Genomic DNA, 19,310 nt, shown 5'->3' on the forward strand with positions numbered 1-19,310 from the left:
GAGCGAAACCTGAGCGAGAAAACGACGGGAAGAACGGCGAGCATCATAAAAAACCTGCGACCGGGCGAGGATGGCGGCGTCAGCGCACCCTTGCATCTGCAGCGGCCGGGCTAAAGTGAAGGCACGGCACTACCCGTCGCGATGCAGGAGGTTGAATACAGGGTTTCTCTCCCCCGTTTTTCGACCACCGGGAGAAAAGCGGAAGCAGATGTCGCGACGCGACAGACGCAGGAATAAGGCCACAGACCGGAGGGATGGGGCCGGGTGAAGCGGAGCCGGCGGCAACGGCAAGCCGGCGACTTCCTTATCCGGAGATGGGGGCGCCAGCGAACGCCTGCCTCTGCCGCAGCCGGGCTACAGTGGAGGCACGGCGCATCCCGCACACGGCACGGTGATAACAGAGGGTTGTTTTCACCCAAAAGGCCCGGAAACCGGGCCGGGTGGACGCGGAGCCGGCACGGCGACATCCTTATCGCACTACTCCTCCTGTGCCGGCAGGCTGACAAGGGAGGGTCCCCCTCCCCTGATGCGCCGGGCTGTCAGTCCTGAGTTTTGATGGCGCGGGCCTCTCTCACCACATCCCTTAAAACCCGGCGATCAAACCAGCGCCGGACCGGAATGTCCGTAAAACGCAGCTGATCAGTGATAACCCCTGCGCTCCTGATAGTTTCCTCCCGCTCGTTAACCAGGGTGAGCAGAACCGGGCAGAATCGCGCATCGCGAATCAGAATGGCATCGAGGACCTTATCCAGCCTGTCGGTTTCGTCTTCGTCCAGGCAGTTATCATGATCATACTCCACGGCCAGCAAGCGCCAGTCACCGATCCGCCTGTCCATCAGACGGGGATTGACGGACGGCGTCAGCGCGGCGGCGATGCGCTTCGTATCCCGGTGGACGATTTCCGATATCTGCGTGAGGGAGGCTTTCAGGAAGGCCAGCAGATCGTCACATTCCGCCGCCGTCAGCCACTCCTGAGCGTAAGGCAGGCGGATAACCTGACAGTCAGCCAGCCGCTCCGGATGCGGATGTGCCTGCACCGGAAAGAGGTGCAGACGAGCCGGGGTTCCCGCCAGCCGCCGGGCGCTGGCGAGCAACAACGCTGCCCGGCCATACGTCAGCGGCTGACAAAGCTGTTCCGTAAGTGTGAGGATTTCCACGCCACTGAGAGAGCCGCAGGCGGCAAGCCAGCCGGGTACGGTTTCGGGGGCGACGGGTGCCATATCAACAGTGTCGGGCCAGCCAGCCTGGCGCAGCATCCGGTCGCCGTGACGCAGAATAAGCGTGTTAAGGGTTTCATTTTTCATCATTATCGTCTCTGTCCGGGTTATATCACCCCGCAGCGTGGCGGGGCGATCTGCTGTCAGCTTTTCAGTAATGCCCGCACTTTTGCTGTATCCGCCAGGCGGCGCATGACGCTTTCCGGCACCGGGAGATTGCGATCCCGTGCGGTCCATTCCCTGTCCCACAATGCCTGTTCGGCGGTAATCAGCAGGGTTTCAAGCAGGTCAACCGGCACAGTCACCCTCTGCCCGTTCTCTTTCACCTGGTCTATCAGTGCCATCACCAGGCCGGCTGACACGCCCGACTCAAGCCGTTGTTCTTCCGGAATAGCGTCCATGCGTTCCAGTACGGCCCTTACGTCCTGCTCTGAAAAGGAATATTCCATCCCGTCAGACAGCGCTTCAATATCCGCCGGGGTCCAGATAATCAGGTTCAGCGGGGTTTCTGCGGGATATTGCTCACTCAGCATCCTGCAAAGATCTTCACGGGTTCCGTACATATTTTCTCCTCAGTCCAGAAAGCTTTCATCGAGCATCAGGGCAATATTGAACGCCTCATCCATCAGGACGCTGAGACGTCGCAGACTGATACCGGCAAGCCGTTCCGCCAGTCCGTCGTACCGGTAGTGGTACGTGTCTTCCAGCACTTTCAGGGTGGTTTTCAGGTCGCAAAGATTGTTCGCCAGCCCGGCCATATCGCGGCGCAGGGCTTCGTGACCGTCGTAATTCATTACGCAGCCTCCGGGAGCCATTCATCGTTCGCCGCCGGGGTGTTGACGGCCCGGTGCATGGCGGCCAGCCGTTCGGTTCCGGCCCGGTGGTACTGCGCCAGCATTTCGATGCCGATATAGCGGCGTCCGGCGCGGTATGCAGCGACGCAGGTCGAACCGCTTCCGGCAAACGGGTCGAGAACAATCGCGCCCGGGGCGCTGAATGACTCAATCAGCGGCTGTAGCGCCTCCACTGGTTTCTGCGTCGGATGCAGGGTATTACCGGTATACGGGAAGGGCAGCACATCCGGCAGCGGTTTAAGGGGCGGCACGGGGCGGCCTTTGGCAAGGACATAAGCCCCTTCATGGCAGTAGTCCACAAATCCGCGTCGGGCCCTGGCGTTACGACGGTTGGAGGCATAGTTTTTGGTGAACACAAGCTGGCCCACGGCATAGAATCCTGCCGCCTTCCACGCGGCCATAAAGCGGTCCACACGGTTCCAGCTGTAGAAGCTCACCATCAGCGCGTCTTTTTTAAGGACGCGGTACATCTCCAGCGTGGCCGGTTGCAGCCATTCGTCCGTCACATCCCCGGCAATCTGTCTGCCCTGACGGTCCTTAAAACCGACGAGGTAAGGCGGATCGGTCACAATAAGGTCCACGGCACGGTCGGGGAATCCGCGCATCACATCAATACAGTTCCCGAGAATGAATCTGGACATGGCAGCACTCCTGTAGTCTGAGGGGGCAGGAGGCATCACCGCGATACCGTTCCCTGCCGCACGCTGCCTGTTCATCGCGTCCGGTCACGGGTCAGGCCGACCGTGGAATACCGCAGCCGTCCGTCTTTTGGACGGCAAGGATATGCCGCGAAAGCGGCTTGAAGGGCGTTCCTTAAAAGGGCGAGGGACTGGCGCACACTCTCAACGACGCCGGGCCGGAGCGGAAAAACCGCCCGTCCCGTACCAGACCGAACGCGAGACACTGGCAGCGTCCGGCAGGCTTGCGTTAACTCCAGGCGAACGGGGAATTACCGGCATACCTGTCCACAAATCCGGGGCTTAAGATTGTGGATAACCTGAAGGCAAAGGACGGAGAAGCGCGGGAGAACAGACGCCACCACGCCTGTTCTTTTTTTGAACAACCGGAAAGTTTATATCAGCGGTTCAGGGATTTATCCCCGGCCAGGGACAGGCCAATATAGACGCCCGCCCCCCAGATGACCTGCGACAAAATGAAAACCCACTGCGGAACGTCGAAAACCAGAAGCGGAAGCAGACATACCGTCACAATGCCAATCAGCCGGCTGCCAAATTTTCTGCGCACCGGTTCACTGCTGTCGACGGGAATGCGGGCGAGACGGAGCACATTTCTGAATCCTGGTGACATGAGAACCTCCCTGGGGATGAAAACCATTTAATTCTGTATATTACAAGATCTGTTTTTGATTTTAGTCACCGAATGCACGCCGCATATTTTTCTTTAATTCCCGGGTATCCGACCCGGACACCGGCGCGGCAGATGCTGCCGGCGTATCCGGTACTGCAGCTGCAGCCCTGTTCACGTCAGCGGTGCCGGCCATCTGCTGAACCAGTGCCTGCAGCTCACTGACCGAGGTGGGCGGTACCGGCATACTGGCCAGCAGGCGCGGCAGTTCCGGCGCCGTCGTGTGGAGGGCAAGACCGGTGATAATCAGGTTTCTCAGCAGATCCCCACGCAGACGGGATGACGCTTCCGTCAGCACACTTTCCACCCGTTCCCCACTCCGGCCATTCTGAAGCGTCAGGGTGTAACGCCGGCGCTGGTATTCTGTCTCCGGTGACACGGGCAGAGCTGCCTCACCATTTTCGGGCTCATCCGGAAGGCCGGTGAGTGAGGACCAGGTTCCGGAGACCAGGGCCATCACGGCGCAAAGGCGGACAGCGCTCAGTTGCCCGGCAAAGAACACCGGGATCAGCGCCGGTAAACGGGCATCCACCTGGTATACCACCGCCCCGGCGGTGGCGGCGGTACGGATGAACTCACCGCGCAGGGGCTGTGAGATGGTGCTGATGGTTGCCATTGCCGCGATGTCGGTGCGATCGTCGCTGTGCAGATAGAAAGAATACTGGCCGTCCGGCACGTTTAGTCCTCTTTATTGTAAAGGGCAATCTCCCTGGCCAGCGCCATCTGCGGATCGCCAATAACCTCGATACGGTCAGGAGCCAGAGGCCAGGCCTGACGGATAGCTTCTTCTATGAGGGAAGCCCCTCCCCCGACCAGGAATACCCGGTTAACGTTCCTGAAGGCCGTCAGCTCACTGGTGACACGCGCCCCCAGGGAAGTGATCGCCTCTGTTATTTTGTTCCGAACCTCGTCGATTTTACCGGCATCGTTGATCACACGCTGCAGATACTGACGATCATTGCGGTTGCGGATGATAGTGTCAGCGATGAGGGCGCTGGTTTCACTGTCTGCCGCCCGCAGCGCGCCTGCAGCTGCGCGGGTGACCTGTGACACGCCGACAGACGGATTACCGTGCACCGCACTGATATCATCAAACTGGCCGACAATCACACCGGCATCGAGCGTGGTGCCACCGAGATCGATAATCAGGGTGGTCTCAGCGGGGCCGGGCTTCAGCTCCGCGAGACGGGAGAACGCCGCCGGTAGTGATTCCGGCATCACCTTCACGTCCGTTACGGTAAATGCTCTGCCCTTATTCAGAACCAGCTCACGCATCAGGTTTTCCCGTTTGCGTCGTATGTTCTCCTCGTTCCGCTGGCAGTCCCCGTCGTAATACTCGCTCAGGGGCAGCGTCACGGTCAGGCTCACCGGCTGCGGCTCCAGTCCGCTGTTCAGCAGCGCATGATGCACGGCCAGCAGGTTGAGATCACCGTACTGATATTCCACGTTTGTTGTCGGGATGGCATCCCGGCTGACACTGTCCCAGGTGTATTTCAGCGTGCCCACCTGATAATTGAAGGTTGCCGCACTGAATTCTGCCACTTTCCAGCCATGCCTGAAGGAGTTCGCAGAGACTCGTGTCTGAAGCTCATCTCCTTCAAACCATGCCAGCTTAACATTAGTTGAACCATCATCGCAGTAAATATTCATCAATATGCTCCGTTAATTACACTCAATTTGATACGAATTATAAGAGCAAAATGAAAAAATCAAAGCAATATTTCTCAATATGAGCAATATAAAAATATCAAAATGATTAATAGTAGCATTTTGAACATCTTTATTTACTCAAAATGTTCTTAAGGCATGCGATCTGGATTATCGTCACGCTGTTAAATATACTGTATATATAACCAGTGAAATTAGAGTATCAGGAGGAAAGATGAAGCTACAACTTTTCAGCGCCGGGAAAGAACTCCCGCCACAGGCCCATCCATTGTTTGCCGATCTGGCCTGCTGCGGTTTTCCCAGCCCTGCTGCTGACTATGTCGAGTCCGATCTGGATCTCCATGATTACTGCATACGGCATCCGAGCGCGACTTACTACCTGCGTGCCAGCGGAGACAGCATGGCCGACGGCAGTCTGTACAATGGCGATCTGCTGGTTGTGGACAGTGCTGAAAAGCCGCGGCACGGCGATATCGTTGTCGCCAGCGTACAGGGGGAGTTTACGGTGAAACGGCTTCTGCTGACGCCACGGCTGACGCTGCAGCCCATGAATGCCTCCTGGTCGCCGATTTATCCTGACCCCGACGAGCTGGATATCTTTGGCGTCGTCACGCATATCATCCATCGACCGAGGGAGATGTACTGATGTTTGCCCTGGCCGATGTGAACAGCTTCTATGCCAGCTGTGAACGTGTTTTCCGCCCGGATTTGAAAGGAAAGCCGATAGTCGTCCTGAGCAACAACGACGGGAACGTAATCGCTCGCAGTGCCGAGGCGAAGCCCTGGATCAAAATGGGGATTCCGTGGTTTCAGATAAAAAACGAAAGGTACCCGGAAAAAATATATGCATTTTCAAGTAACTATGAACTTTACGCCTCGATGTCAGCGCGCGTGATGAACTGCCTGGAGGAACTGGCACCCAGGGTGGAACAGTATTCAATTGATGAGATGTTCCTCGACCTGACCGGCGTGGAGCATTGTATGGAGATTGAGGACTTCGGCCGGCAGCTTCGTCAGCACGTGTATGACTGTACCCGCCTGACTATTGGCGTGGGCGCCGGACCAACGAAAACCCTCGCAAAATCAGCCCAGTGGGCCTCAAAAGAGTGGAAACAGTTTCGTGGCGTACTCGCTCTGACCAGGGGAAATCCGCAGAGAACGCGGAAACTGCTTTCACTGCAGCCAGTTGAAGAAATATGGGGGGTGGGTAACCGTATTGCACGCAAGCTGAATGTGCTGGGCATAAAGACCGCACTCGATCTGGCTCTGACGAACCCGGCCTTCATCCGCAAAAATTTTTCTGTGGTCCTTGAGCGAACGGTACGTGAACTGAACGGGGAAAGCTGCCTTTCGCTTGAGGAAGCCCCTTCGACTAAACAGCAAATTGTGTGCAGCCGCAGTTTTGGCGTGAAGATCACTGAGTTCGAGTCGCTCCGCCAGGCTATCTGCCAGCACGCAGAGCGGGCCTCTGAAAAGCTGCGTAAAGAGCGCCAGTATTGCCGGCATATTTCCGTTTTCATCAAAACGTCCCCGTTCGCCGCTAAAGAGCCGTACTACGGCAACGTGGCCACGGAAAAACTGCTTACCCCGACTCAGGACACCAGGGACATCATTGCAGCCGCCACAACGGCTCTGGAGCGTATCTGGAGGGATGAGCACCGGTATGCCAAAGCCGGAGTTATGTTGAATGACTTCACCGGCTCCGGCGTTTCGCAGCTGCAACTGTTCGACGAATGCCCGCCACGCCCTCACAGTGCTGAGCTGATGAAGGTTCTGGACGGGATCAACCACTCAGGGCTGGGTAAAGTATGGTTCGCAGGGCGGGGCATTGCCCCGGAATGGCAGATGAAACGGGAGATGCTTTCTCCTGCTTATACGACACGATGGTCAGATATTCCTGAAGCGAAACTGGCGTAAAACTTTGGCGATTTCACCTTGAAATTCTCAACCTAAACTTCTTAATTACAACAAGTTAGATGTGAAATCGCCATGGCGAAATTATTGACTCAAATTTCTTTCAAGGACCTCATTGATAGCCTTGTCCAGTTCATCCTGAACCACTTTTGACATACGGCTAAACTCATAAGTCAGCGTGCGCCCTTTCACACGCTTGCGCGCGAACTTGTCCTTTTCTTCAAAGGTCCAGAGTGGGGAAATCACTGACTTTTCCTTGGGAGGTGGCGCTATCAATGCCTGAGATGCCTGAGAAATCAGCTTCAGTATACTGGCTTTCTGTTCGTCTTCTGGTCGCTCGCAATCACTTAAAATTGCATTATGCCGATCTGAGACAGACTGAATGAGTTCTTCAGGCGTTAAGCCCTTTTCACTGAGTTTTTCGTTAACTTCTAAAAGCATTTTATAGTCACTAAATGACAACTCCGACTGAACCGGGAACAGAGCAATCAAGTCTTGCGGTACTGCCGCCGCCTGCAGCGACCTGGTGACCTTAGCCTGAGATAACCCCTCCAGTTCAGCAATTTCCTTTTGATTGAATCCGGACTCTTTAAGAGCTATCAGTCTCAGGCCTATTTCCCGAAGGTTATGTTCTTTAGCTGTCTGGATATCTTTAGCCAGTTGGCGAGCTTCATCAGCTGATAAATGTTCATCGGTAACCATGACATCAAGGCCTGTGCGGATATAAATCGCCGAGGCTCGCCGTCTTGAACCATCCAGTATCTCAATCTTTTCACCTTGCTTAATACCAATACAGGGGAAGAACTGCTGAAACTTAATCGTCTGGATAATGGATTTCAGAGACTCCCTGGTTAGAGCAAGTTGATCTCGTCCATTGTTCTCCTGGTTTACGAAGGTCATACTTTCAACGTCAGCTGCAGGTATCCGAACAAACCTGAACGTTACCTTCCTGCCGGTTTTTAAGGTAAATACCTGGCTTCTATCGGTGTCAGTCATCTCGACCATTGACGCCTGAGTATTTAACTGTCTGCCGATGGTTTTTCTTCTCTCATTCGACATCACATACCTCCGTTAGTACGAATGAACTCAATGCGATCAAATACTGCCTTCGCAAAGTCCTCCGCTGCTGATTTTGCGCTTTTTAGCGCCTCTGTACTTCCATCATAGGTTGCGGGATTTGCTGAAATAACGGTGTCAAAAGTCTCCCCACAGCGTTCGAAACCATCCAGTCTCGGCAGAACCATATCGAGCATATCGGCACCGAAAACCTCTTTGGCCTGGCTATGACAAATTTTGTGATCAGACTTGTTCAGGATTTTGGACATGAAGCCGACGTTACCGATGAGATTGCAGGTATGCCCGTCCATTTCGATCGAATCAATGAGGGCAGGGAGGCTGGCCACAAACTTCAGGGAAGAATGAAAATCAACCGTCGCCGGTGGAAGGGGGGTCAACATCAGGTCTGCCGCACCAATACAGTTTTTCAGGAATGCATCAAGGTGAGGACCGCTATCAAGGAAAATAAAGTCGTAGTCATGCTGGAGCTTGTCGATAATGTTCTCTTTAAGCACTGCATGAATATTTTGCCCTGGCAGATGTTCTTCACACAGCCCCTTCCAGCCTTCAGCAAGGAATGCATCGTCAATGGAAGCGGGAATGACATCAACACCCGGAATAATCGACGGCACTATAAAATCGGAAAGTAATTCTTCACGAGACACGTTCTGGAGCATGGCCTGAGCAGCCGTATTTTCAACCAAGCCCACTGAATTCTCATGGCTCAGGAACATTGTCAAAGATGCCTGCGGATCGAAATCGATGGCCAGAATACGGAGGTCTTCGAACAGAAGCTGAGGATGAGCTCGAAAAGCATGTGATAATGAAGCGGTAGAGACTGTCTTGGAACCACCGCCTTTAAGATTACAAACAAAAATCGTGAAGGCTTTATCGAAGCGATCCCTGTACTTGGGCACTTTACGATGGAAATACAGATCGATGACATTCTGAATCGTCATCGCGTATTTCATCGTATTGCCGGAAGGTTTCTTTTTAAAAATGTAGCCACCGGCTTCCATTTCGGCCACAGCATACTCAACACTGCCTTTACTGAGTTTAGGCAGCTTATACAGGGCGGCTTTGCTGTATTCCTGATAGAACTCGGTAAGTTTCAATTCCTCTTTTTGCTGGCGTATATTTTCGCTCAAAGATGTCAGAAGCTTACCTGCACGTGTGGCGACTTTCCGTAACTGCTCAATATTGTCCATTCATCACCTCATGACGTTTTTTGTCATTTTGAACAAAAAGAGTCATGTTGCAAGTAAAAAATCATGTTGTTTTGATTTCGCTCTCAACAATTGGAGGGTTTGGACAAGCCAGAAGGGTGTTCCACTCAAACACCGTTCTGAATCGCAATTTTACGCTCAGGGGCTGATTTTTGTTACGACCGTTCAAAGATAGCTTTTCTGTAACAGTGCTCGCCGCAGCCATGAGACCGAGCGTAGCGAGCGAACTGGCGAGGAAGCAAAGAGCAGCCGTTCAGGCAGATAGCTCTTACGCCCAATACATGAATAGGTTTCCATCCTCTGTTGGAAACAGGTCAACTTTGCAGGCAGCCCTGACTGTGGGATACGGGTCAGGCCGGGTCTGCGGGAAACACCCCAAGCGCAGGCACACGCGCAGATAGCCTGTTAAGGGCAATAAGTGTGACAATCTGCCCTCATCAGTTATGACGAGCTCGACCACTGCCTCAGGCCTTGCGACTAAAGGGAAGAGGGAAAGAGGGGGAAATCAACTGTGACAAACTGCACTCATTTAACTGCGACAAACTGCCCTCATGTATTGTGACAAATTGCCCTCAAACTTGGTTTCACTACCGGTTACAGCCAAAAAAGTATTAATACGCGCAGGCTGCCAGGGAGGGAACCGCAAAACTGTGACAAATCACCCTCAACCTGCCGGATCAAAGTAAGCGTCGTCTCAGCACCGTCTGGCAGATCCTGATATTCCTGAGAGGATAGTGGACACCAAATATGGTGGACGCTATCCATGAAATCATTAACCGTAGTGCGTAAAAAAAGCCCTAATTATCCCGTTGAGTTCAAAATCAAAATGGTTGAACTCTCGCATCGACCAGAGATCTCCGTAGCGCAACTCGCTCGTGAGCATGGGATCAACGATAATTTGCTGTTCAAGTGGCGCCAGTACTGGCGCGAAGGAAAACTACGTCCTCCTTCAACAACAGAAAACAACGTGCCTGAGCTGCTCCCGATAACACTTGATGCCGAAGATGTTGTTCCTGCAACCTCCCCCCGGTCACAACCTGTAGCTGCTGCGGCACCTGAATCACTCAATATCAGCTGTGAAGTGACGTTCCGGCACGGATCACTCCGTCTGAATGGTGCCATCAGCGAAAATATCCTGAACCTGCTGATACGGGAGCTCAAACGTTGATCCCATTACCATCAGGGACAAAGATCTGGCTGGTCGCTGGCATCACCGATATGAGAAACGGCTTCAACGGCCTGGCGGCAAAGGTGCAGACGACGCTGAAAGACGATCCGATGTCAGGTCACGTTTTTATCTTCCGTGGGCGTAATGGCAGTCAGGTAAAGCTCCTCTGGTCTACCGGCGATGGACTGTGTCTGCTGACCAAACGGCTGGAGCGCGGCCGCTTCGCCTGGCCGTCAGCCCGGGATGGCAAAGTGTTCCTCACACCGGCACAGCTGGCGATGCTCCTTGAAGGTATCGACTGGCGGCAGCCTAAAAGACTGCTTACGTCACTGACTATGTTGTAGGCCTCTTTATCCTGGTCGACGCTGAATGAGCCTGGTAATATACCCGGTATGAACAGCTTACTTCCTGACGATATCGATGAACTGAAACGTCTCCTTGCCGAACAGGAGGCGCTGAACCGTGCCCTTCTGGAAAAGCTGAACGAGCGTGAACGCGAAATAGATCACCTGCAGGCGCAACTGGATAAGCTGCGCCGGATGAACTTCGGCAGCCGCTCCGAAAAAGTCTCCCGCCGTATCGCGAAGATGGAAGCCGACCTTAAGCAGTTGCAGAAAGAAAGCGATACCCTTACCGGCCGGGTGGATGACCCGGCCGTGCAGCGCCCGCTGCGGCAGACCCGTACCCGCAAACCGTTCCCTGAATCACTTCCCCGTGACGAAAAACGGCTGCTGCCGGCAGCGTCATGCTGCCCGGAATGTGGTGGTGCGCTGAGTTACCTGGGTGAAGATGCCGCCGAACAGCTGGAGCTGATGCGCAGCGCCTTCCGGGTTATCCGGACAGTACGTGAAAAGCATGCCTGTACTCAGTGCGATGCCATCGTGCAGGCCCCCGCGCCTTCACGGCCCATCGAGCGGGGTATCGCAGGACCGGGGCTGCTGGCCCGCGTGCTGAGTTCAAAGTATGCAGAGCACACCCCGCTGTACCGCCAGTCTGAAATATACGGCCGCCAGGGTGTGGAGCTGAGCCGCTCACTGCTGTCGGGCTGGGTGGATGCGTGTTGCCGGCTACTGTCACCGCTGGAAGGGGCGCTTCAGGACTATGTGCTGACTGACGGTAAGCTCCATGCTGATGACACGCCTGTCCCGGTGCTGTTGCCAGGTAATAAGAAAACGAAGACCGGGCGGTTGTGGACGTACGTTCGTGACGACCGTAACGCCGGGTCAGAGCTGGCGCCGGCAGTGTGGTTCGCTTACAGCCCGGACAGAAAAGGTATCCACCCGCAGACCCATCTTGCGGGGTTCAGCGGAGTGCTGCAGGCGGATGCGTACGCCGGGTTCAACGAACTGTACCGCAATGGACAGATAACGGAAGCTGCCTGCTGGGCTCATGCCCGCCGCAAGATCCACGATGTGCACGTTCGCACCCCGTCAGCGCTGACGGAGGAAGCCCTGAAACGGATCGGTGAGTTATATGCCATCGAGGCGGAAATAAGGGGGATGCCGGCGAAGCGACGCCTTGCAGAACGTCAGCAAAAAGCTAAACCGCGGCTGAAATCCCTGGAAAGCTGGCTGCGTGAAAAGGTGAAAACGCTGTCGCGACACTCAGAACTGGCGAAAGCGTTCACGTACGTACTGAACCAGTGGCCGGCGCTGGCTTACTATACTGACGACGGCTGGGCCGAGGCAGATAACAACATAGCTGAGAATGCGCTACGGATGGTCAGCCTGGGCCGCAAAAACTACCTGTTCTTCGGTTCGGATCATGGAGGAGAGCGGGGAGCGCTGCTGTACAGCCTGATCGGGACATGCAAACTGAACGGAGTGGAGCCAGAAAGCTACCTCCGTTATGTCCTTGACGTCATTGCTGACTGGCCGATAAACCGGGTCAGCGAACTACTCCCCTGGCGCGTAGCACTGCCAACTGAATAACACATCCCCGTCAATACGGTTCTCGCTGCACGCTTACGGATCAAATGTGACGAACCACCCTCAAATCTGTGACAGATAACCCTCAAACTATTCCGTTGTCAGGGAGGTGATATCACGGAAAGAGAATACGATATGAGTTGTCTGGCGGCCTTTCTTTTTCTCGATGTAAGAGAGGCGCATTGGTGTCCGGCTGTTGATCTCATCAACACTTGCCTGCAGGAAACGGCGGCGAAAGTCCGGCATACGCTGGTAACTTTGAGGTAGCTGGTAGCGCTCCATGATCCAGTCGATTTTCAGGGACACGACACCTGAGCCATCAGGTTTACGGTACTGACACAGGGATTCGTATAAACGCATGGCATACGGATTGGTAATCTCTTTTGTTTCACTGAGCCGGAACTGCGTAAACCGGTTCTGTAGCCCGATGAAAAAGGGAATGAGATAGGGGTTGATATGTACGCTGTAAAGCCCTCTGGATGGACTGTGGGCACGTTTGATAAACCAGGGAAAGGATTCATACCCTTTTTCATCGCCGTCATCCTCTTCAGGGCGATAAAAAACCACTTCCTTACCCGCAAAACCTTTCAAAGCCTGTCGTATATCCTTACTGGCTTCAGCGGAGGTCAGCCCGAATGTTTCAGCGTATTTAGCAACATGAATTTCGCAGATGCCGTCATGTTCCTGCAGCGAACCATCGGATTTCCTGATCTGGTCAACGAACAGATACAGCATACGTTTTTGATCCCGGGAGAGACTATATGCCGCCTCAGTCAGCTCATTTGACTGGACAATCCGCGGGCTATTTTTACGTTTTTTGTGGTTTATAACCGCTATTTCCGCCATGACAGATCCATGTGAAGTGTGACAGGTTTTCAGATTGTCACACTTCATAAAACAGAGTCAACAGGGATGGATAACTTTGTGAAAAGCAACGCCATCTGAGGGCAATTTGTCACAGGGTTAAGGGTGATTTGTCACAGAAAGGACGGCAATTTGAGGGTGATTTGTCACACTGAAAGGGCAGTTTGTCACAGTACCCCCTCTGAAACCCGCATGGATAAAGGCCTGCGGGCATTTTAAAAATAAAGATCTAACAACTATAAAAAAAGATCTTATAAAAATATCCCGGTGGATAAGTGGATAACCCCTGGGTAAGGAAATTTTTCATGCATTGAGCGTCAGCAGAATATGAAAAGTACTCTCCCCTGGTGCTTCCTCGCTCACTCGGGGCTTCGCCCTGTCGCTCGGCTGCGGCGAGCACTGCTGGCTCGATCATATCCGTGGCCGGAAGATGCTACTCCTCCCCCTAGTCGCTCTCCAGTACCCGCTACAGCGAGGCAAGCCGCACGAAGATTTCTATCGTCCCTGCAGGCATATTCGAATCGTTTTATTACCGCTGGTTGCCGTCGTGACAGAACACTACTTCCTGTAAAGGGGGACTAAGGCCCCTGAGTCACACACCTGAAATTAATAATGCGGAGTTTTACGATAATGACCTTGCTGGAAATTTTCCTGACCGCCTCTCCCGCTTCTCAGGGGGCAACAATCCTGTTCCTTGCCATGCTGATCTACTGGCAAAAGCGATAAATCCATGCGAGCTGGCCTTTGGCCAGCTTCACTGTGTAAGGGGAAAAATGCGGCACATCCAGACATTTCACTGGGCAATTTGAGTTCAGCTATTTAAGCTTGGGATCCGGACAATATGAGGTAACAAGATAAAACTTGAAGCTATACAGATAGATAAGACCGTAAGAAGTAGTCTTACTTCTTTCACTGACGGGGTGATTATTCGTGATACAAAGGTATTGATCACGCTCAATCTCCCGGATGGTTGGAAACCCACTTTTGAGGGAGAATGGCGGGATATGTCGGACGCCGACAAATTGTCAGCTCGTATTAAAATGCTGCAGCATGCGATTTATGAGCGGTATAAGGGATATAGTGCAGATATTCCCGCCAGCTGGGCCAGATAACTTCTGACAGACCTCACCGGCGAGCAGGACGTTCGCCAGCATCATTCTCCTGAGTAATTAAATATTCCCTTTCAGCATGGCTACCGCATCCGCTTCGGGCATCTGAAACTGAACTCGATGCCGCGCAGCAACATCAAGTGCGAATACCTTCGTATAGACTTCCGTCGAGCTCAGTGACTTGTGTCCCATCAGGCTCTGCAACACTTTCAGCGGTATGCCAGCATACAGCATGTGCATCGCGTAGGAGTGACGGAACGTATGGGGGGTCACCGGTACTGAGAACGTCACCCCGTCGGCGGCAGCTGCGTCAACAGCTTCATTCAGCCAGGTACGGACGGTACGATCGGTGATTTCCCAGATGCGTGCCTTCTCCGTTCGGCCGGTGCGCTTGTTGCGACGTTCGAGAGGGATTTTCAGGGTGGCCACCATCATCTGCAGCTGGCTGACGTAGTGGTGATCGGAAAGGGGAACCAGACGATGGATCTTACTGCCTGCGGGGGCACGACCTGCCGTCCTTGCCGCTTTCTCGGTGCGCTGCTTGAGCGTGGCCAGTTGCACGAACGGATATGGCGGCGCCAGCGAAAAATCCCCTCTTGTCAGCGCCAACGCTTCATTAATTCGCGCCCCGGTATTCCACAGAGTGGCCAGCAATATCTTTCTGTGCAGATCGGGGACGTAATGGAGCAGGGCGCTCACTTCGGGCGCCAGCAGGTATTTCGGCAGTTCATCCTGCACCAAAGCCATCTGGCGCAGCGCCAGTGCTGCCTGATAATCGATAGTCAAAGGCAGTTGTGTTTGCTTTTCTTGGCTAATAAATGTTGAAAGACCAGTCAAATTATCCATTACTATCGTTTCTTGCCATTTACGTTTTTGCGATCACAATGCACTAAGCGCCAGTACCTTTTTCTTGCTTTATGGAGCAGGAACAACACGCCCTGTTTACCTTTTAAATGTATAGAATCCGGCAACCCAACCTCACGGCGAAGCTTGGCGGCCAGAAGAAAAGCTTTAATTGCCTGAGTTAAGACATACACACGATCTTCATAGTGAAAATACATATAGCCAGTATCTACAGTCTCTGGCTTTAATGTGAGAAGCATTACAGCCAGATTGGCATCGAACTCACGAATTTTGAATATATAGTTTGTATTTAGAGTACGCCAGTCACCGGATACACTTGATAAATTCAAAGTGGGTATCTTTTCTGCCTTATAATGGAGAAGACGCTTTTCAGTATCCACTTCTAACCATTTAATCGCATAGTACTCCAGCAAAAAGACCAACTCCGTAGCAATAAAAAGTCGCTCACTGGCCTGCTGCGCAGCAGTAGCTCTTTCCTCACGTCTGCGGGTGAAATGATGGGTCAGGCTGACACCGCCGAGTGCAGCTCCGATTGACGAAACCGCCGTAATGATCTGCGGCCACAGACTGGCGCTGTCCTTGACCACCTTCACGCCCTCAGTCGCAATAAACCAGTCAGCCATATGTGTTCCTTTATTGATAAATCCCGCCAGTCATATTCATTTAGCTACTTAGCAGCACCAGTCTGGTCTGGGCGGTAGTTCTGAATAATTTGCACAATCTTCAGTACCTAGGGTGATCGACGCATACTCGAAGCCATGTGAGAGGTCATATTCACTTGCTCCTGCGGGTACGTTCGTATATCCCCCAATCACTGAAGAGGGAGCCTGCCATGCTGCGCAGCCATCAGAGAGCCAACGCCATGCAAGTTCGTTTCCTTGCGAGTCCAGTAACTGAACCATTTCTTTTCCGTAACTATTCGCAGTTTGATATACCCAGACGGAATTCATGGCCTTGCTAATGAGATCCCGAATAACTTGATCAATATCCATTTAATACCTTATTGAATAGTCCCACCTCGTAATCATCACCCGCTGACGCACCTGACCGTCACACCGGATGACATTCGCCTGCGAAATCATCACTCACATGATAATAATCAGCCATATAACCACGGAATTAAATTACCGGATGGCCGTTCCGTCCGGATCCGACTTTTATCGCTATGCCAAGTTTCCGGAAGTATACCACGGTCAGGGAATAAGCAAAGCGTCCTTTTAGGGTGGTGAGCGGCCGGTCGCGGGGCAGGGGAGAAACACAACATATAGCGTCATTATCAGCTGAGTACACCGCTACATTTTGTGCTGCCGGGCCGCTGCGCGCCGGCGGGGGCGCGGAGATCCGGAACTAGCTTTTTTCGGATCTGACCGGGAAAAGAGAGAATACAACATAGGTTCAACATATCCATATGCCGGGCATCTGCATAGGTGTGGCATACGCATATACTTACCATCTGCATATGCTATGACTATACATATGCTTTGCATCTGCATATACTGAACATAGTCATACAGGCCGGTCGGCCAGGAGGAAATGATGAGAACTGTATCCATTTTTAAAAACGGCAATAACCGCGCCATTCGTCTGCCCCGCGATCTGGATTTTGAGGGAGTGAGCGAGCTGGAGATCGTCCGGGAAGGGGACAGCATTATTTTGCGTCCCGTCCGGCCGACCTGGGGCTCGTTCGCGCAGTTCGAGAAGGCAGACCCGGACTTTATGGCGGAGCGCGAGGACGTTGTCAGCGACGAAGGACGATTTAACCTGTGAACAAGACCTATATGCTCGACACCTGTATCTGCTCGTTCATCATGCGCGAGCAGCCGGAAGCCGTCCTGAAGCGCCTGGAGCAGGCGGTGCTGCGCGGCCAGCGCATCGTTGTCTCGGCCATCACTTATTCTGAAATGCGCTTCGGGGCCACCGGCCCGAAGGCCTCCCCGCGCCACGTCGAGCTGGTCGACGCGTTCTGCGCCCGCCTCGATGCCATCCTGCCCTGGGATCGCGCTGCGGTGGACGCCACCACGGAGATTAAGGTGGCGCTGCGAATGGCCGGGACGCCGATCGGCCCGAACGACACGGCCATTGCCGGGCACGCCATCGCCGCCGGTGCCGTGCTGGTGACGAATAATACGCGGGAATTTGAGCGGGTACCGGGTCTTGTGCTGGAAGACTGGGTAAGATAACGCTGTAAAACAAAACAGGCGGTCTGGCGCAGCCGGACACTCTTTCAGTCAGCGGTATATAAAGGAATAAAAGATGCCTCTGATCACGCGGCTTATGCTGCAAAACTTTAAAAAGTTTCCGGAACTGGACCTGCGCTTCACTCATGACCGTAACATTCTGGTCGGGGACAATGAGTCCGGGAAAAGCACGATTCTGCTGGCCCTTGACCTTGTGCTGAGTGACAGCCGGCACCGGGTCGAGGCATTGGGTGTGGAATCGCTCCTGTCCCAGTCAGCAGTAAGGCAGTTTCAGGGGCACTGTTGCAAATAGTCGGTGGTGATAAACTTATCATCCCCTTTTGCTGATGGAGCTGCACATGAACCCATTCAAAGGCCGGCATTTTCAGCGTGACATCATTCTGTGGGCCGTACGCTGGTACTGCAAATACGGCATCAGTTACCGTGAGCTGCAGGAGATGCTGGCTGAACGCGGAGTGAATGTCGATCACTCCACGATTTACCGCTGGGTTCAGCGTTATGCGCCTGAAATGGAAAAACGGCTGCGCTGGTACTGGCGTAACCCTTCCGATCTTTGCCCGTGGCACATGGATGAAACCTACGTGAAGGTCAATGGCCGCTGGGCGTATCTGTACCGGGCCGTCGACAGCCGGGGCCGCACTGTCGATTTTTATCTCTCCTCCCGTCGTAACAGCAAAGCTGCATACCGGTTTCTGGGTAAAATCCTCAACAACGTGAAGAAGTGGCAGATCCCGCGATTCATCAACACGGATAAAGCGCCCGCCTATGGTCGCGCGCTTGCTCTGCTCAAACGCGAAGGCCGGTGCCCGTCTGACGTTGAACACCGACAGATTAAGTACCGGAACAACGTGATTGAATGCGATCATGGCAAACTGAAACGGATAATCGGCGCCACGCTGGGATTTAAATCCATGAAGACGGCTTACGCCACCATCAAAGGTATTGAGGTGATGCGTGCACTACGCAAAGGCCAGGCCTCAGCATTTTATTATGGTGATCCCCTGGGCGAAATGCGCCTGGTAAGCAGAGTTTTTGAAATGTAAGGCCTTTGAATAAGACAAAAGGCTGCCTCATCGCTAACTTTGCAACAGTGCCGGTCTGGTCATACATGTGATGGCGACGCACGACACCGCTCCGTGGATCGGTCGAATGCGTGTGCTGCGCAAAAACCCAGAACCACGGCCAGGAATGCCCGGCGCGCGGATACTTCCGCTCAAGGGCGTCGGGAAGCGCAACGCCGCTGCGGCCCTCGGCCTGGTCCTTCAGCCACCATGCCCGTGCACGCGACAGCTGCTCGCGCAGGCTGGGTGCCAAGCTCTCGGGTAACATCAAGGCCCGATCCTTGGAGCCCTTGCCCTCCCGCACGATGATCGTGCCGTGATCGAAATCCAGATCCTTGACCCGCAGTTGCAAACCCTCACTGATCCGCATGCCCGTTCCATACAGAAGCTGGGCGAACAAACGATGCTCGCCTTCCAGAAAACCGAGGATGCGAACCACTTCATCCGGGGTCAGCACCACCGGCAAGCGCCGCGACGGCCGAGGTCTTCCGATCTCCTGAAGCCAGGGCAGATCCGTGCACAGCACCTTGCCGTAGAAGAACAGCAAGGCCGCCAATGCCTGACGATGCGTGGAGACCGAAACCTTGCGCTCGTTCGCCAGCCAGGACAGAAATGCCTCGACTTCGCTGCTGCCCAAGGTTGCCGGGTGACGCACACCGTGGAAACGGATGAAGGCACGAACCCAGTGGACATAAGCCTGTTCGGTTCGTAAACTGTAATGCAAGTAGCGTATGCGCTCACGCAACTGGTCCAGAACCTTGACCGAACGCAGCGGTGGTAACGGCGCAGTGGCGGTTTTCATGGCTTGTTATGACTGT

The 19,310-nt window shown here is 53.8% G+C and carries 23 protein-coding genes and 4 pseudogenes; 11 read left to right on the forward strand and 16 right to left on the reverse strand.

Going from position 1 to position 19,310, the window contains the following annotated elements; translation table 11 throughout:
• Window positions 1-539: 539 nt before the first annotated feature.
• The 8 genes and pseudogenes from AM329_RS24405 to parM all read right to left on the reverse strand — a co-directional run bounded on the left by AM329_RS24405 (window position 540) and on the right by parM (window position 5,086).
• Window positions 540-1,307, reverse strand: coding sequence for a hypothetical protein (locus AM329_RS24405; protein WP_022644878.1), 768 nt, complete (start codon window positions 1,305-1,307; stop codon window positions 540-542).
• Between the two features lie 53 nt (window positions 1,308-1,360).
• Window positions 1,361-1,780 (reverse strand): DUF1380 family protein, encoded by a 420-nt coding sequence (locus tag AM329_RS24410; protein ID WP_022644879.1) that lies wholly within the window; start codon window positions 1,778-1,780, stop codon window positions 1,361-1,363.
• Window positions 1,781-1,789: 9 nt separating this feature from the next.
• Window positions 1,790-2,011 carry a hypothetical protein gene (locus AM329_RS24415; RefSeq protein WP_001568042.1) on the reverse strand — a complete coding sequence of 74 codons (222 nt, stop codon included), beginning with the start codon at window positions 2,009-2,011 and terminating at the stop codon, window positions 1,790-1,792.
• A complete protein-coding gene (locus tag AM329_RS24420) occupies window positions 2,011-2,712 on the reverse strand; it encodes a DNA methylase (RefSeq protein ID WP_004152355.1) in 702 nt (233 codons plus the stop codon). The genes AM329_RS24415 and AM329_RS24420 overlap by 1 nt, the downstream gene beginning before the upstream one ends.
• Window positions 2,713-2,783: 71 nt before the next feature.
• Window positions 2,784-2,953, reverse strand: a pseudogene (locus AM329_RS26185) (hypothetical protein); the annotation flags it as partial.
• A 195-nt stretch (window positions 2,954-3,148) separates the two neighbouring features.
• Window positions 3,149-3,379 (reverse strand): hypothetical protein, encoded by a 231-nt coding sequence (locus AM329_RS24425; RefSeq protein ID WP_001568040.1) that lies wholly within the window; start codon window positions 3,377-3,379, stop codon window positions 3,149-3,151.
• Window positions 3,380-3,440: 61 nt separating this feature from the next.
• Entirely contained in the window at window positions 3,441-4,112 is a 672-nt protein-coding gene (locus AM329_RS24430; RefSeq protein ID WP_022644880.1) for a plasmid partitioning/stability family protein, read from the reverse strand.
• A gap of 2 nt (window positions 4,113-4,114) precedes the next feature.
• Complete coding sequence (parM, locus tag AM329_RS24435) at window positions 4,115-5,086, reverse strand: plasmid segregation protein ParM domain-containing protein (RefSeq protein WP_001568038.1); 972 nt, start codon at window positions 5,084-5,086, stop codon at window positions 4,115-4,117.
• A 232-nt stretch (window positions 5,087-5,318) separates the two neighbouring features.
• On the opposite strand from parM, the gene umuD reads away from it, so the two are divergent.
• Together umuD and AM329_RS24445 are read left to right on the forward strand one after the other, a co-directional pair.
• Window positions 5,319-5,750 carry a translesion error-prone DNA polymerase V autoproteolytic subunit gene (gene umuD / locus AM329_RS24440; RefSeq protein ID WP_020805749.1) on the forward strand — a complete coding sequence of 144 codons (432 nt, stop codon included), beginning with the start codon at window positions 5,319-5,321 and terminating at the stop codon, window positions 5,748-5,750.
• A complete protein-coding gene (locus tag AM329_RS24445) occupies window positions 5,750-7,021 on the forward strand; it encodes a Y-family DNA polymerase (protein ID WP_022644881.1) in 1,272 nt (423 codons plus the stop codon). Before umuD ends, AM329_RS24445 begins: the two co-directional genes overlap by 1 nt.
• 81 nt (window positions 7,022-7,102) lie before the next feature.
• On the opposite strand, the gene AM329_RS24450 is transcribed toward AM329_RS24445, so the two are convergent.
• On the reverse strand, window positions 7,103-8,077 hold the full coding sequence (locus AM329_RS24450; RefSeq protein WP_022644882.1) for a ParB family protein: 975 nt from the start codon (window positions 8,075-8,077) through the stop codon (window positions 7,103-7,105).
• The gene (locus AM329_RS24455; protein WP_015632469.1) at window positions 8,077-9,282 is read right to left on the reverse strand and encodes an AAA family ATPase; all 1,206 of its coding nucleotides are present in this window, start codon (window positions 9,280-9,282) and stop codon (window positions 8,077-8,079) included. Before AM329_RS24455 ends, AM329_RS24450 begins: the two co-directional genes overlap by 1 nt.
• Before the next feature lie 781 nt (window positions 9,283-10,063).
• Between AM329_RS24455 and AM329_RS24460 the strand changes: the two genes are divergently transcribed.
• Genes AM329_RS24460 through AM329_RS24470 form a run of 3 tightly spaced genes read left to right on the forward strand, consistent with a single transcriptional unit; the run spans window position 10,064 to window position 12,399 of the window.
• Window positions 10,064-10,468: a transposase gene (locus AM329_RS24460; protein ID WP_007372134.1), complete on the forward strand. Its 405-nt coding sequence runs from the start codon at window positions 10,064-10,066 to the stop codon at window positions 10,466-10,468.
• Entirely contained in the window at window positions 10,465-10,812 is a 348-nt protein-coding gene (tnpB, locus tag AM329_RS24465; protein ID WP_000612626.1) for an IS66 family insertion sequence element accessory protein TnpB, read from the forward strand. The genes AM329_RS24460 and tnpB overlap by 4 nt, the downstream gene beginning before the upstream one ends.
• 48 nt (window positions 10,813-10,860) lie before the next feature.
• On the forward strand, window positions 10,861-12,399 hold the full coding sequence (locus AM329_RS24470) for an IS66-like element ISKpn24 family transposase (RefSeq protein ID WP_022644883.1): 1,539 nt from the start codon (window positions 10,861-10,863) through the stop codon (window positions 12,397-12,399).
• An 87-nt stretch (window positions 12,400-12,486) separates the two neighbouring features.
• On the opposite strand, the gene repE is transcribed toward AM329_RS24470, so the two are convergent.
• The gene (gene repE, locus AM329_RS24475; protein ID WP_012539983.1) at window positions 12,487-13,242 is read right to left on the reverse strand and encodes a replication initiation protein RepE; all 756 of its coding nucleotides are present in this window, start codon (window positions 13,240-13,242) and stop codon (window positions 12,487-12,489) included.
• Between the two features lie 630 nt (window positions 13,243-13,872).
• On the opposite strand from repE, the gene AM329_RS25965 reads away from it, so the two are divergent.
• Together AM329_RS25965 and AM329_RS24485 are read left to right on the forward strand one after the other, a co-directional pair.
• Entirely contained in the window at window positions 13,873-13,986 is a 114-nt protein-coding gene (locus AM329_RS25965) for a hypothetical protein (RefSeq protein ID WP_032072094.1), read from the forward strand.
• 128 nt (window positions 13,987-14,114) lie between these two features.
• The gene (locus tag AM329_RS24485) at window positions 14,115-14,372 is read left to right on the forward strand and encodes a hypothetical protein (RefSeq protein WP_032408936.1); all 258 of its coding nucleotides are present in this window, start codon (window positions 14,115-14,117) and stop codon (window positions 14,370-14,372) included.
• A gap of 57 nt (window positions 14,373-14,429) precedes the next feature.
• On the opposite strand, the gene AM329_RS24490 is transcribed toward AM329_RS24485, so the two are convergent.
• The 4 genes and pseudogenes from AM329_RS24490 to AM329_RS24500 all read right to left on the reverse strand — a co-directional run bounded on the left by AM329_RS24490 (window position 14,430) and on the right by AM329_RS24500 (window position 16,813).
• Window positions 14,430-15,215 (reverse strand): site-specific integrase, encoded by a 786-nt coding sequence (locus AM329_RS24490; protein WP_022644886.1) that lies wholly within the window; start codon window positions 15,213-15,215, stop codon window positions 14,430-14,432.
• A 2-nt stretch (window positions 15,216-15,217) separates the two neighbouring features.
• Entirely contained in the window at window positions 15,218-15,856 is a 639-nt protein-coding gene (locus AM329_RS24495; protein ID WP_022644887.1) for a hypothetical protein, read from the reverse strand.
• Window positions 15,857-15,904: 48 nt separating this feature from the next.
• Window positions 15,905-16,225 (reverse strand): hypothetical protein, encoded by a 321-nt coding sequence (locus AM329_RS25830; RefSeq protein WP_032072060.1) that lies wholly within the window; start codon window positions 16,223-16,225, stop codon window positions 15,905-15,907.
• Between the two features lie 127 nt (window positions 16,226-16,352).
• Window positions 16,353-16,813: pseudogene (locus AM329_RS24500) on the reverse strand (hypothetical protein).
• On the opposite strand from AM329_RS24500, the gene vapB reads away from it, so the two are divergent.
• The 4 genes and pseudogenes from vapB (at window position 16,770) to AM329_RS24520 (ending at window position 18,474) form a co-directional block, all read left to right on the forward strand.
• Entirely contained in the window at window positions 16,770-17,000 is a 231-nt protein-coding gene (gene vapB / locus AM329_RS24505; protein WP_001261282.1) for a type II toxin-antitoxin system VapB family antitoxin, read from the forward strand. The pseudogene AM329_RS24500 and the gene vapB sit on opposite strands and share 44 nt — an antisense overlap.
• Window positions 16,997-17,413, forward strand: a complete 417-nt coding sequence (locus AM329_RS24510) for a type II toxin-antitoxin system VapC family toxin (protein WP_001044770.1) — start codon at window positions 16,997-16,999, stop codon at window positions 17,411-17,413. Before vapB ends, AM329_RS24510 begins: the two co-directional genes overlap by 4 nt.
• 73 nt (window positions 17,414-17,486) lie before the next feature.
• Window positions 17,487-17,705, forward strand: a pseudogene (locus AM329_RS24515) (AAA family ATPase); the annotation flags it as partial.
• A 64-nt stretch (window positions 17,706-17,769) separates the two neighbouring features.
• Window positions 17,770-18,474, forward strand: a complete 705-nt coding sequence (locus tag AM329_RS24520) for an IS6-like element IS26 family transposase (RefSeq protein WP_001067855.1) — start codon at window positions 17,770-17,772, stop codon at window positions 18,472-18,474.
• Window positions 18,475-18,526: 52 nt separating this feature from the next.
• Here AM329_RS24520 and intI1 read toward each other — a convergent pair.
• A pseudogene (gene intI1 / locus AM329_RS24525) lies at window positions 18,527-19,294 on the reverse strand (class 1 integron integrase IntI1); the annotation flags it as partial.
• Between the last annotated feature and the right edge of the window lie 16 nt (window positions 19,295-19,310).

Origin of the sequence: Enterobacter cloacae complex sp. AR_0002, assembly GCF_001922365.1 — a bacterium.
Classification (GTDB): Bacteria; Pseudomonadota; Gammaproteobacteria; order Enterobacterales; family Enterobacteriaceae; genus Enterobacter; species Enterobacter hormaechei_C.